This window comes from Streptomyces sp. NPDC002446 (genome assembly GCF_053595675.1).
In genome coordinates this window covers 1-12,673 of the sequence record NZ_JBSFYC010000126.1, presented here as the reverse complement: position 1 = coordinate 12,673, position 12,673 = coordinate 1, and the positions used below count along the sequence as shown (strand labels likewise).

At 72.4% G+C, this 12,673-nt stretch carries 12 protein-coding genes and 1 pseudogene; 8 read left to right on the top strand and 5 right to left on the bottom strand.

Annotation, left to right across the window (positions count from 1 at the left end; all coding sequences use genetic code 11):
* The 6 genes and pseudogenes from ACWD6P_RS36000 to ACWD6P_RS35975 form a co-directional block, all read left to right on the top strand.
* Positions 1 to 94 (top strand): annotated as a pseudogene (locus tag ACWD6P_RS36000) (2-hydroxy-3-oxopropionate reductase); the annotation flags it as partial.
* Between the two features lie 4 nt (positions 95 to 98).
* Entirely contained in the window at positions 99 to 1,190 is a 1,092-nt protein-coding gene (locus tag ACWD6P_RS35995; RefSeq protein ID WP_451448435.1) for a thiamine pyrophosphate-binding protein, read from the top strand.
* A 203-nt stretch (positions 1,191 to 1,393) separates the two neighbouring features.
* The gene (locus tag ACWD6P_RS35990; protein WP_451448434.1) at positions 1,394 to 2,851 is read left to right on the top strand and encodes a catalase; all 1,458 of its coding nucleotides are present in this window, start codon (positions 1,394 to 1,396) and stop codon (positions 2,849 to 2,851) included.
* Positions 2,852 to 3,419: 568 nt separating this feature from the next.
* Positions 3,420 to 4,169 carry a hypothetical protein gene (locus ACWD6P_RS35985; protein WP_451448433.1) on the top strand — a complete coding sequence of 250 codons (750 nt, stop codon included), beginning with the start codon at positions 3,420 to 3,422 and terminating at the stop codon, positions 4,167 to 4,169.
* Between the two features lie 84 nt (positions 4,170 to 4,253).
* On the top strand, positions 4,254 to 4,754 hold the full coding sequence (locus ACWD6P_RS35980; RefSeq protein WP_451448432.1) for a GNAT family N-acetyltransferase: 501 nt from the start codon (positions 4,254 to 4,256) through the stop codon (positions 4,752 to 4,754).
* A 40-nt stretch (positions 4,755 to 4,794) separates the two neighbouring features.
* Positions 4,795 to 5,175, top strand: a complete 381-nt coding sequence (locus ACWD6P_RS35975; protein WP_451448431.1) for an MmcQ/YjbR family DNA-binding protein — start codon at positions 4,795 to 4,797, stop codon at positions 5,173 to 5,175.
* A gap of 24 nt (positions 5,176 to 5,199) precedes the next feature.
* Here the strand turns inward: ACWD6P_RS35975 and ACWD6P_RS35970 are convergent, their stop codons facing one another.
* The 3 genes from ACWD6P_RS35970 to ACWD6P_RS35960 form a co-directional block, all read right to left on the bottom strand.
* A complete protein-coding gene (locus ACWD6P_RS35970; protein ID WP_451448430.1) occupies positions 5,200 to 6,240 on the bottom strand; it encodes a hypothetical protein in 1,041 nt (346 codons plus the stop codon).
* Positions 6,241 to 6,349: 109 nt separating this feature from the next.
* Positions 6,350 to 7,990, bottom strand: a complete 1,641-nt coding sequence (locus ACWD6P_RS35965) for an AMP-binding protein (RefSeq protein WP_451448429.1) — start codon at positions 7,988 to 7,990, stop codon at positions 6,350 to 6,352.
* A complete protein-coding gene (locus ACWD6P_RS35960) occupies positions 7,987 to 9,690 on the bottom strand; it encodes an AMP-binding protein (protein ID WP_451448428.1) in 1,704 nt (567 codons plus the stop codon). The genes ACWD6P_RS35965 and ACWD6P_RS35960 overlap by 4 nt, the downstream gene beginning before the upstream one ends.
* 93 nt (positions 9,691 to 9,783) lie before the next feature.
* Here ACWD6P_RS35960 and ACWD6P_RS35955 point away from each other — a divergent pair, with 93 nt between their 5' ends.
* Complete coding sequence (locus tag ACWD6P_RS35955) at positions 9,784 to 10,635, top strand: response regulator transcription factor (protein WP_451448427.1); 852 nt, start codon at positions 9,784 to 9,786, stop codon at positions 10,633 to 10,635.
* A gap of 51 nt (positions 10,636 to 10,686) precedes the next feature.
* Here ACWD6P_RS35955 and dmpI read toward each other — a convergent pair whose 3' ends face one another.
* Both dmpI and ACWD6P_RS35945 read right to left on the bottom strand, forming a co-directional pair.
* Entirely contained in the window at positions 10,687 to 10,869 is a 183-nt protein-coding gene (gene dmpI, locus ACWD6P_RS35950) for a 4-oxalocrotonate tautomerase DmpI (RefSeq protein ID WP_393500510.1), read from the bottom strand.
* 137 nt (positions 10,870 to 11,006) lie between these two features.
* On the bottom strand, positions 11,007 to 11,918 hold the full coding sequence (locus ACWD6P_RS35945) for a LysR substrate-binding domain-containing protein (protein ID WP_451448426.1): 912 nt from the start codon (positions 11,916 to 11,918) through the stop codon (positions 11,007 to 11,009).
* 81 nt (positions 11,919 to 11,999) lie between these two features.
* Here ACWD6P_RS35945 and ACWD6P_RS35940 point away from each other — a divergent pair, with 81 nt between their 5' ends.
* Complete coding sequence (locus tag ACWD6P_RS35940; RefSeq protein WP_451448425.1) at positions 12,000 to 12,539, top strand: GNAT family N-acetyltransferase; 540 nt, start codon at positions 12,000 to 12,002, stop codon at positions 12,537 to 12,539.
* The last annotated feature ends 134 nt before the right edge of the window (positions 12,540 to 12,673 follow it).

The window sequence follows — 12,673 nt, the reverse complement described above, 5'->3', positions numbered from 1 at the left end:
CGCCTCCCTGCGCGCCCAGGGCGACGGCGGCCTGGACCACTCCGCCCTCCTGCGCGGCGTCGAACGCCTCTCCGGACACACCACCGAAAGCTGAGTCCATGGCGGCGCAGCGGATCCCCGCCATACGGGCGGCCGTCCAGATCATGAAGGACGAGGGCGTCGACATCGCCTTCGGCTGCCCCGGTGCCGCCCTCCTCCCGCTGTACACCGCGATGGAGGAGGCCGGCGGTATCGGGTGCCTGCCGGTGCGCCGCGAAGAGGCAGCCGCACATATGGCGTACGGCTGGAGCCGCACGAGCGGGCGGGCCGGCGTCGCCGCGGTGGCCGCGGGTCCGGGGGCGTCGCGGCTGATCACCGGGCTGTACGCGGCGCAGCAGGACGCCGTCCCCCTGGTCTGCATCGCCGGCCGGGAGACGGCCGGCCCGCGCCGGGGTGCCGGTCCGCTGCGCCATGACGCCTACCGGCCGCCGGATCTCGTCCGGCTGGCCGGTCCGGTGACCAAGCGCGCCGAGCGGATCGAGGATCCGGCGCGGATTCCGGGTGCCTTTCGCGAGGCGTTCCGGATCGCGCGGGAGGGCCGTCCCGGACCGGTCCTGATCGATGTCCCGGCCGATCTGGCCGCGGCGGAGATCGCGTACGACGCCGAGCACACCACCGGGACGGGCCCGCGGGCCGGGTCCGGACGCGGTGCCGCGCCGCGGCCGCCCGTCCCGGCGGACCGAACCGGCTTCGGCGGCCCGGCGTCCGGGGTCCTGGCGTCCGGGGTCCTGGCGGAGCTCGGCGGTCTCTTCGGACCGGACGCCCATGTCGTCAGCGGCGCGGCCGGCGGCTACGCCCGCAACGGCCCGCCCGGCTGGGAGGTCCCCGCCGCGATCGGCGTGCGCACGGCGCTGGACTCCCGGGGCGAGCGGGACGCGGAGGTCGTGGCGGTCATCGACGGCCAGGGCTTCGGGCACACGGCCGAGGAGCTGGCGGCCGCGGCCCGGCACGAGGTGCCCTTCGTACTGATCATGCTCACCCCTCTCGACCACGACGCGGACCGCACGGACCACGTGAAGCTCGTCGAGGCGTACGGCTGCGCGGGCCGTGACGTCCTCGATCCGGCGGAGCTCCGCTCGGCGGCCGAGTGGGCCCGCAAGGAAGCCGTCTCCACACGGCGACCGGTCCTCATGGAGGTCCGGGTCGCCTAGAGGGAGCCCGGGGCTTCCCACCCTCTTCCGGGCGGTGGCTGCGCTGACACCTGTCCTGTCGCGCCCAGGCGTGGCCGCCGCCCGGAACACCCAGCCGAACACCGCCCAGGTTTGTTTCAACAAAGTGTTGACGTTTGGTCGGAGCACTTCCTACGCTCCGACATGCGGAAGTCAACTTCCGCGCTCTCGTACGGAAGGTCACCATGTCGAAGCCCACGCTGACGACCGAGTCCGGCGCCCCGGTCGCCGACAACCAGAACTCTGCAACCGCCGGCGTCGGCGGCCCGATCATCCTCCAGGACCAGCACCTGCTGGAGAAGCTCGCGCGCTTCAACCGCGAGCGCATCCCGGAGCGTGTCGTGCACGCCCGCGGCTCGGGCGCATACGGCTACTTCGAGGTGACCGATGACGTCACCGGCTTCACCCGTGCCGACTTCCTGAGCACGGTCGGCAAGCGGACCGAGACGTTCATCCGCTTCTCGACCGTCGCCGACAACCTCGGCGGCCCGGACGCGGCCCGCGACCCGCGCGGCTTCGCCCTGAAGTTCTACACCGAAGAGGGCAACTACGACCTCGTCGGCAACAACACCCCGGTGTTCTTCATCAAGGACCCGATCAAGTTCCCCGACTTCATCCACTCGCAGAAGCGCGACCCCTTCACGGGCAAGCAGGAGCCGGACAACGTCTGGGACTTCTGGGCGCACGCCCCCGAGGCCACCCACCAGATCACCTGGCTCATGGGCGACCGCGGCATCCCGGCCTCCTACCGCCACATGAACGGCTACGGTTCGCACACCTACCAGTGGACGAACGCCCAGGGCGAGGCCTTCTTCGTCAAGTACCACTTCAAGACGAACCAGGGCATCCGCTGCCTGAGCAGCGAGCAGGGCGCCGAGCTGGCGGGCAAGGACCCCAACAGCCACCAGACCGACCTGCTGCAGTCCATCGAGCGGGGCGTGTACCCCTCCTGGACCCTGTACGTGCAGGTCATGCCGGCGGCCGAGGCGGCCGACTACCGCTTCAACCCGTTCGACCTGACGAAGGTGTGGCCGCACGCGGACTACCCGCTGCAGCGGGTCGGCCGCCTGGTCCTGGACCGCAACCCCGACAACGTCTTCGCCGAGGTGGAGCAGTCGGCCTTCTCGCCGAACAACTTCGTGCCCGGCATCGGCCCGTCCCCGGACAAGATGCTCCAGGGCCGGCTGTTCGCCTACGCCGACGCGCACCGCTACCGCCTGGGCGTCAACCACACCCAGCTGCCGGTGAACGCCCCCAAGGCGACCAAGGCCGACAACTACGGCCGGGACGGCTTCATGGCGACCAACGGCTACGACCGGCACGCCAAGAACTACGAGCCGAACTCCTACGGCGGCCCGGTGCAGACGAACGAGGCGCTCTCCGCCCCGCTCGCCCTCTCCGGCTACACCGGCACCCACGAGGCCCCGGCGCACACCAAGGACGACGACTTCTTCCAGGCCGGTGAGCTCTACCGCCTGATGTCGGAGGACGAGAAGAACCGTCTGGTCAACAACATCGCCGGCGGACTCTCCCAGGTCAGCCGCGACGATGTGATCGAGAAGAACCTCGCGCACTTCCACGCCGCCGACCCGGACTACGGCAAGCGCGTCGAGGCCAAGGTCCGCGAGCTGCGCGAGGACTGAGCTGCGCCGACCGGCATCGCTTCCGGTATCGCAGCGAACGAGCTGCGCGAGGGCTGACGGGAGGTCAGTTCCCTTGCGCATCCGTACCGGCCGGCCCGTTGAGGGGTGGTCGGCCGGTACGGAGAGGCAGTGCGAGCTCCGCGGTTCGCGGGGAGATTCCAGTGCGGTGGCAGTGCTCGCCCGATAGGGAAGGGCGAGCCGCCTCCCCCGCCGCGGAGCCCGCCTGCCCCCTCCCTCCCACCCCCACAGACTCCGTCCGACGGTGCGATGTCCTGTCGCGCCCTATCTCGCGCTGTCGGACGGGAACCACGGCACAGGGCCCGGAATCCGTACGGTCACGGATTCCGGGCCCTGTGCGTCGCAGGGAACGGTGCCCGCCCCCGGGCGGCTGGAGGGCACCGTCGTGCGCCCGCTGTGCGCCCCGCGTGCGCCGTCGCTCCCCCTCCGTTCCCCCTGAGACCCCTGGGGCACTGACCGGAATTCGGCCCCCGGCGGCCGACTTTGGAGAGACGATGGGGACAGCGGCAGGATCGGCCTGTCTGCTGCCCCAACCCGCCAGGAGCCGACCATGGCCGACAGCGTGCCGGTGCGGTGCCCCTCGTGCCGCCGCGAGAACGCGTTCACCCCGCCCACCTTCCCGTGCGCGTGCGGTGCCCCGCTGACCATGCCCGTGCTGCGCGGCGGGGTGCCCGTCGAGATATTGCACCGCACCTGGCAGGCCTCCTGGGTGGAGGTGCGCTGCGAGGTCTGCGGGCGGCAGGACGAGTGGCCGGCGCCGGAGTCCGGCTGTGCCTGCGGCACGGTCGTCCGGGTCCCCGTGGTCCCGGCGCCCGCCCTGCCGCCGCCGAACTTCCCCTCGCACGGCAGGGCCGCGGCCAGGCCCGCGCCGGCGTCCGCCACCGACACCGACACCCCGCGCGCCATCCTGCGGCCCGCCTTCCGGCCGGTCACGATCCGTACGGCCCGCGACTGTGTCACCGCCGCCGAGCAGTATCTGAAGTGGCTGGGCTACACCGATGTCGCCCGTACCCAGGAGCGCACCGCCTCCGGCGTGGACCTGCGCGGCACCGGCGTCGTCGCCCAGGTCGACCCCTCCACCCGCTCCACCGAACTGCGCGAGATCGAGTGCGTCTGGCTCAACGGCCTCAACGACTCGGCCATCGCGGTCTTCTTCTCCCTCGCCGGCTACGCCCGCGACGCCCGGGCCCGCGCCGACGATCTGCACATCCCGCTGTTCGTCATGGACCTCACCGGCACCCCGCAGCCGGTCAACGATCCGGCCGACGAGCTGATCAAATACGGCGCGGCAGGACGGTGAGACGGCCGTCCGCGGCCCTCGCGGCTGACGGGCCGGCCGGCAAAAACGGTCGCCGTGCCGGACGGAACCGGCGACACTGACCCCGTGATCATCGGGATACCGACCCTCGACGAACTGCCCGTACTGCGCGCCATCGAGCGCGCCGCCGGGGAGCCGTTCCGGGCGCTGGGCATGGCCGCCGTCGCGGACGACGAGCCGCCGTCGCCGGCGCGGCTGGCGCAGTTCCAGCGCGCCGGACGGATGCTGGCCGCGTACGAGGACGGCCGGCCGGTCGGCTATCTGCTCCGCGAGCCGGTCGACGGCTGCACCCATATCGAGCAGGTGTCGGTCCACCCGGACCAGGCGCGCCGCGGCATCGGGCGGGCGCTCATCGACCGTGCCGAACTGGACGGCGGGCTGCCCGCGCTGACGCTGACCACGTTCACCGAGGTGCCGTGGAACGCGCCGTACTACGAGCGCCTGGGCTTTCGACGGCTCGCCGACGCCGAACTCACGCCCGGCCTGCGGGCCATTCGCGCACAGGAGGCGGCGCTCGGCCTTGATCGCTGGCCACGGGTGTGCATGCGCCGCCCCGCCGTCACCTGACGGCCGATCAGGTGGCCGCGGTGCCGGACATAATGGCGAGATGATCAACGCGAACGCCCTCCGGTCCGTCTGCCTGGACTTCCAGGGCGCGACCGAGGAATTCCCCTTCCCGCGGCACCCGGACGTGTCGACCTTCAAGGTCGGCGGCAAGATCTTCGCGCTGACGACGCTGACCGACGAGCCGCTGACCGTGAGCCTCAAGTGCGACCCCGAGCTCGCCGAACGGCTGCGCGCGGCCCACCCGGAGGTGGTGCCGGGGTACCACCTCAACAAGCGGCACTGGAACACGGTCTCCCTTGAGGGCGCCCTTCCCGACCGGTTGGTCCTCGACATGATCGAGGACTCGTACGACCTCGTGGTGGCCTCACTGCCGCGCGCCCAGCGGCTGAGGCTCGACTGGCCGGGCGAGCGGCAGCGCTGAGCGGCGGCGCGCAGCGGGGAGCCGTCAGCCGGTCCGCAGTCCGAGGCCGTAGAACGTGACGTGGTACGCGCCCATGTACGTGGCCTCGCCGCCGACTATCAGGTCGGCGGGCGTACGCACCCCCACGGCCCGTGCGGTGGCCACCAGCGTCTCGGCCAGCGCCCGGCCCTTCGGCTCACCGGGGCCGCCGGCGTCGATGCGCCACCGCGGGTCCTCGTCGTCGGGCCACACCGGCCCGGTCCCGGGATGCTCGGTGACGGTGCCCCAGCCCAGGGCGGCCGGATCGGCGGTGTCCGGTGCGAAGCAGCCGAGCGAGAGCCGGTCGCGGCAGGTGATGTCGAAGAGGATCGGGGCGCCGCCCTCGGCCAGCCGGCCGTAGACCGGCATGGACAGGGACGTACCGAGGGCGGTCGTCTCGGCCGGCAGCGTGTCCAGGAAGTCGGCGAGCGCCCGGGTCACCGTCTCCCAGCTCTTCGCGTACCAGCCGCCGGGAAAACCCAGGCCCGCGTTGGCCGGGTCGTTGCGGCTGCCGAAGAAGCCGGAGATGGAGTGCTCCTCGCCGACGCCCTGACGCCAGAACCAGTTCTCCACCGGGTCGGTGGGCTGCAGAATCAGCTCGGGTCCTGCCTTCCCGGCGCGCAGTTCGAGCGTGTTGGGCTGGTCGCGCCAGCGCAGGAACGGGGTGCCCCACAGCGGCCCCGAGTCGTAGAACGGCCCCAGGTCGCCGTACGCGCCCATGATCGACGCCTCGCCGAGCACCCTGGTCAGCTCGTCCCGCACCGCGCGGAAGGCGGCCGCCTGACTCGCCGCGTCCGGCTCGACCGGCCCTACCGGCACGGCGAGTTCGAGATAGCTCTCGCCATAGGCGTAGCGCTCCTCGACCGAGCCGACCGGGCGCAGCCGGGCGTCGCCCGCGGCGCGCCCCGTACCGATGACCGGCCCCGCGCCGGAGTCCTTCCAGGTCCAGCCGAGCCCGGCGACCAGCGCCCGTGCCCCTTCCGGCGTCCAGCCACCGGCGTCCGCAGCCCTGAGCCGCCCCGCCAGCTCCGCGACACTCTCCGTCATCGTCCCGTCCCCGTTTCCCCGTGGTACGTGCCCGGCGGCTCCTGCCCGCCGTTCCCTCACCCCTTCATCCTGCCTGGTGGGTCTGACAATCGAGCCCGCCGCCCCCGCCTCACCGCGGTACCCGCCCCAGCTCCTCGGCCAGCCGCTCGCGCAGCTCGACCTTGCGCACCTTGCCGCTGACGGTCATCGGGAACGCGTCGAGGATCTCCAGGTAGCGCGGCACCTTGTAGTGGGCGAGCCGGGAGCGGCAGTAGCGGGCCAACTCATCGCGGGTGAGGGGGTCTTCGGGGTCGCGGAGGATGACGCAGGCGGCGATCTCCTCGCCGTACTTGTCGTCGGGGACGCCGACGACCTGGACGTCGGCGATCTTGGGATGGGAATAGAGGAACTCCTCGATCTCGCGCGGATAGACGTTCTCGCCACCCCGGATGATCATGTCCTTGATGCGGCCGACGATCCGGACATAGCCGTCGTCGTTCATCACCGCGAGGTCGCCGGTGTGCATCCAGCGGGCGGCGTCGATGACCTCGGCGGTGCGCTCGGCGTCCTCCCAGTAGCCGAGCATCACGCTGTAGCCGCGGGTGCACAGCTCGCCCGGCGTACCGCGGGGCACGGTCACCCCGCTCGCCGGATCGACGACCTTGACCTCGATGTGCGGCAGCACCCGGCCGACGGTCGCGGTCCGGTGCTCCAGGTCGTCGTCACGGCGCGTCTGGGTGGAGACCGGGGAGGTCTCGGTCATGCCGTAGCAGATGGAGACCTCGGCCATGTGCATCTCGGCGACCACCCGCTTCATGACCTCTTCGGGGCACGGGGAGCCCGCCATGATGCCGGTACGCAGGGAGGACAGATCGTAGGTGGCGAAGTCGGGGTGGTTGAGTTCGGCGATGAACATGGTGGGGACGCCGTAGAGGGACGTACAGCTCTCGTCCTGGACGGCCTGCAGCGTGGCGGCGGCGTCGAACGCGGGGGCCGGGATGACGATGCAGGCGCCGTGCGAGGTGGCGCCGAGATTGCCCATGACCATGCCGAAGCAGTGGTAGAAGGGCACCGGCAGACACACCCGGTCGTGCTCGGTGTAGGCGATGGTCTCGCCGACCCAGTAGCCGTTGTTGAGGATGTTGTGGTGCGAGAGAGTGGCGCCCTTGGGGAAGCCCGTGGTGCCCGAGGTGTACTGGATGTTGACCGGGTCGTCGGCGGTCAGGGCACGTTCGCACTCGGCGAGCCGGGTGTGCGGCACGGACGCGCCGGCGGCCAGCAGTCCGCCCCAGGTCGGGTCGCCGAGGTAGACCACGTCGCGCAGCGCCGGGCTCTCGGCGCGCACCTGCTCGATCATCCGCCGGTAGTCGCTGGTCTTGTGGTGGACCGCGGAGACCAGGACGGTGATGCCGGCCTGTTGGAGGACGTACGCCAACTCGTGCACCCGGTAAGCCGGGTTGACGTTGACGAGGATCGCGCCGATCTTGGCGGTGGCGTACTGGACGAGGACCCATTCGGCGCAGTTGGGCGCCCAGATGCCCACCCGGTCGCCCTTGCCGACCCCCTTGGCGAGCAGGCCGAGGGCCACTTCGTCGATGGCGCGGCCCAGTTCGGTGTAGGTCCAGCGGCGGCCGCTCGCCACCTCGACCAGCGCCTCACGGTCGCCGAAGCGCGCGATGGTACGGGCCAGGTCGGCCCCGATGGTGTGTCCGAGCAGCGGCCTGCCGGCGGCCCCGCTGGCGTACGACAGCTCCTGGTGCGAGGGGCTCATCGGTGGTTCTCCTCCCAGTACTCGGCTCCGCCGTCGCCCTGCGCGGTGCGTTCGCGCAGTTCGATACGGCGGATCTTGCCGGAGACGGTCTTCGGCAGGTCGGCGAACTCCAGCCGCCTGATGCGCTTGTAGGGGGCCAGTACGTCACGGGAGTGCGCGAAGAGCAGCCTGGCGGTCTCCGGACCTGCCGACCACCCGGCCGCCAGCACGACGTACGCCTTGGGCACGGCCAGCCGCAGCGGGTCGGGCGCCGGCACCACGGCGGCCTCGGCCACCGCCTCGTGCTCCAGCAGGGCGCTCTCCAGCTCGAACGGCGAGATCTTGTAGTCGGAGGCCTTGAAGACGTCGTCGGCGCGCCCCACATAGGTGATCCGGCCGTCGCGGTCGCGGACCCCGATGTCGCCGGTGCGGTAGTAGCCGCCGGCCATCGCCTCCGCGGTGCGCGCCGGGTCCCCGTGGTAGCCGGTCATCAGGCCGACGGGCTGTGCGCGCAGGTCGAGGGCGATCTCGCCCTCCTCGGCCGGGGCGCCGGTGACGGGGTCGAGCAGGACCACGTCGAAGCCGGGTGTGGGGCGTCCCATGGAGCCCGGTTTGACGCTCTGGCCAGGGGTGTTGGCCACTTGGACGGCGGTCTCGGTCTGGCCGAAGCCGTCCCGGATGGTGACGCCCCAGGACTTCCGTACCTGCTCGATGATCTCCGGGTTGAGCGGCTCGCCGGCCGCGACGATCTCCCGCGGGGGCCGGCGGAGCGCGCTGAGATCGGCCTGGATGAGCATCCGCCAGACGGTGGGCGGGGCGCAGAAGCTGGTGACCTGGGCGCGGTCCATCTCGGCCATCAGCCGGGCCGCGTCGAAGCGGGTGTAGTTGTGGATGAAGACGGTGGCCTCGGCGTTCCACGGCGCGAAGAGGTTGGACCAGGCGTGCTTGGCCCATCCGGGCGAGGAGATGTTCAGATGGACGTCCCCGGGGCGCAGACCGATCCAGTACATGGTCGCCAGGTGGCCGATCGGATAGGACGCGTGGGTGTGCTCGACGAGTTTGGGGCGTGCGGTGGTGCCGGAGGTGAAGTAGAGCATCAGCGGGTCGTCGGCCCGGGTGGCGGTGTCCGGCAGGAACGTGTCGGGGCCGCCGTAGGCCTCCTCGTACGGCAGCCAGCCGTCCGGCGCGCCGCCGACCGCGATCCGGGTGTAGTCCCCCGGTACCCGGGCGAACTTGTCGGTGTCGGCGGCGCGCACGACGACGTGCCGGGCCCGGCCGCGGTCGATCCGGTCGGCGAGGTCGGCCGGGCCGAGCAGCGGTGTGGCGGGGATGACGACGGCGCGCAGCTTCATCGCGGCGAGCGCGGTCTCCCACAGCTCGACCTGGTTGCCGAGCATCACGACGATGCGGTGGCCGGCCCGTACCCCTTTGGCGGACAGCCAGTTGGCGGCCTGGTCGGAGCGGCGGCGCAGTTCGTCGAAGGTCAGCCGCAGCTCGCTGCCGTCCTCCTCGACGATGTGCAGCGCGGTGCGGTCGTTGCCGCGAGCGATGGCGTCGAACCAGTCCAGTGCCCAGTTGAAGTGTTCGGGGCGGGGCCAGCGGAAGGCGGCGCGGGCCGCTTCGTAGTCCTCCCGGTGCTTCAGCAGCAGGTCCCGCGCCGCCCGGAACTCCTCGGTGGCGGCCGGTGCGCGGCCCGTCGCACCGGTTTCCGTGTCCGTCATATGTCCTCCTCATTGCCGCACCGCTACCTGCCATCGTGTAATCAGGGGCGCAGGTCTCACCACCCCCGAATGGGGGGAAGCGGAGGTTTCGGCGTGCAGCTCGGGTCGGTGGCGGACGGTTCGCCGGACGATGCGGCGCAGGTACGAGCGGCGCTGTCGCGACTGCGACGGGCCAGCGGCCTGCCGGTGGCGTTCGGCGGTCTGCTGGCCGGTACGGGGCGGTACCGCATCAAGGAGCTGTCGGGGACCGAGACCACGGTGCTGCGCGGGCTGGACGTCCTCCAGGGCAACGGGCTGGGCGGCAAGGCAGTGGCGCGCTCCCGCCCGTTCGCGGTGACCGACTACCGCGTCTCGTCGGTGATCAGCCATGAGTACGACGCGGCGGTGGCGGCCGAGGGGCTGCGCTCGGTACTCGCGGTGCCGGTGATCGTACGGCGGCGGGTGCGCGGGGTGCTCTACGGCGCGCTGCGCCGACCGGTGCGGCTCGGCGACCGGCCGCTGTCGGCCGCGATGGAGGCGGCGCGGGAGCTGGAACAGGCGCTGCTGGTGCAGGACGAGGCGGCGCGGCTGCTGTCGGTGGCCCGGCAGCCGACCGCCGCCGACCCGGCGATGTGGGAGGAGGTCCGCGAGGCGCACGGTGAGCTGCGGGCGCTGGCGCAGCGGGTGGACGATCCGCAGCTGCGGCAGGAGATGCTGGCGGCCTGCGGCCGGCTCGCGGCGGCGTCGTCGGGGCCGCGCCGCGGACCGGGCCCGGTGCTGTCGCCCCGTGAGGTGGACGTACTGGCGTGTGTGGCGTCGGGGGCGACGAACGCGGCGGTGGCGGAGCGGCTGGGGCTGCGGCCGGAGACGGTGAAGAGCTATCTGCGGTCGTCGATGCGGAAGTTGGGGGCGCACACCCGCCTGCAGGCGGTGATCGCGGCACGGCGGGCCGGGCTGCTCCCGTAGGCGCCCCGCGGGGCCGGCCCGCCCCCGTACGGGCCGGCCCCTGCGCGTCGCCTACTTGTCGGCGGTCAGCGTGCCCGCCGCGCCCCAGCTGTCGGTGGGCACCTCCTGGATCCACACCTGCACGGTCTCGGCGGGGATCTTGTACGCGTCCACGAACGCATCGGTGATCTGCTTGACCAGCTCCCGCTTGAGCTCGACGCTGCGCGGACCCTGCTGGACGGTGACGATCGGCATGGCTGAACTTCCTTGTGGAATAAGGATTTCCGGTGCTTGACCGGCTGCCCTCAGTCCATCGCGGACGGGCCGCGCGACCAAGAAGCGGATCGCGCACACAGCGATCACCGATCGAGATCGCGCGACGGGCACCGACGTCAGCCGTCGTCCCGCTCCGCGCAGGCCCGCAGCAGCAGGTCCAGGCCGGCGGGCGGGTCGCCGCGACGCGCCGCGAGGTACGTCGTCAGCTCCATGCCCGGGTTGCGGAACGGGAGGAAGGCGACCCTGGGGGTGCTCAGCCGGGCGGCGTGCGCGGCGTAGACGACGGTCCACAGGCCGTCCGCCGGGCCGCCGGGGGCGCCGATCGCGGTGAGGGTGTCGTCGAGCGAGCCGTACCGGGGGCCGGGTACGGGGGCGAAGCCGGCGTCGTGGCAGGCGTTGACGACCAGGTCGACCAGGGCACGGTTGTTGCGCCGCTCGGTCAGCACCAGCGGGACGGCCGCCAGGTCGGCGAGCGCGAGGGTGCCGGGGGCGGTGGCGAGGCGGTGGCGGGCCGGGACGACCGCGACCAGCGGGTCCTGCCAGAGCGGGACGAAGCGCAGACCGTCGCGGCCGCCGCCGTCCGGCTCACCCCGCAGGAACGCCGCGTCCAGCTCGCCGGACGCCACCCGGTCGAGCCGCTCCGGGGCCCGCGCGGACACCAGCTCCACCCCGACCTCCGGGGCAAGACCGGCCAGTGCGTCGAGCACCCGGTCCAGATGGGCGCCCAGCCCGGTGCTCGTGCCCAGGCGCAGGGTGCGGGCGCGGCCGGCGGTCAGTTCGGCGACGACGGCGCGGGCGCGCTCCTCGGCGGCCAGCAGGGCCCGGGCCTCGGGCAGGAACCGCTCGCCGACGGCCGTCAGCCGCACCTGGCGCGCCGACCGGTCGAACAGCTCGGCCTGCAGCTCGCGTTCCAGCCGCCGGATCTGCTGGCTCACCGCCGACTGGACGATGTGCAGCCGCTCCGCCGCCCGCCCGAAGTGCAGCTCCCGCGCGACCATGACGAAGTACCGCACCTGCCGCAGCTCCACGCCGCCCCCTCCCCCGGCCGACGCTCCCCCGGCCGGACAATTCCCTTGCCGCAGGCCCCGCGGCCGCACCATCATCCCCCCATGATCGACGCCACCGCACTCTCCGAGAAACCGGTGCTCACGGGCGCCCGGATACGGCTGACACCGCTGGCCGAGCGGCATGCGGCCGACTTCCACGCCACGTTCCTGGACGCCGAGACCCGCCGGCTGACCGGCACCCACCACGACTGGACGCTGGCGGAGCTGCAGGCCTGGTGCGCCGGGGCCGCGGAGCGCGCGGACCGCCTCGACCTGGCCATCGAAGACCGGGAGACCGGTGCCTTCCTGGGCGACCTCGCGCTGAGCCAGATCGACCCGGACAACGCACACGGCAGCTTCCGCATCGCCCTCACCGCGGACGCCACGGGCCGCGGCATCGGCACCGAGGCGACCCGTCTGCTCCTGGACTACGCCTTCGACCGCGTCGGCCTGCACCGCGTCCAACTGGAGGTCTTCGCCTTCAACCCGCGCGCCCAACGCGCCTACGAGAAGTGCGGCTTCGAGGTGGAGGGCCGGATGCGGGAAGCGTTGTTCTGGGAGGGCGAGTGGCATGACGTGGTGGTGATGGGGGTGGTTCGCTGACCATCCGCTGCGCTTTGCCTGGGTCGACGTTTTGGCTGGCCCGCCGTGGGGGTTGCTGTGGGTTCGCCTGCGGCGGGCGGTGCCGCTGCGCGGGGCTGTTCGGCTGCCGGTGACGGTCCTCCGGGGCAGTGTTT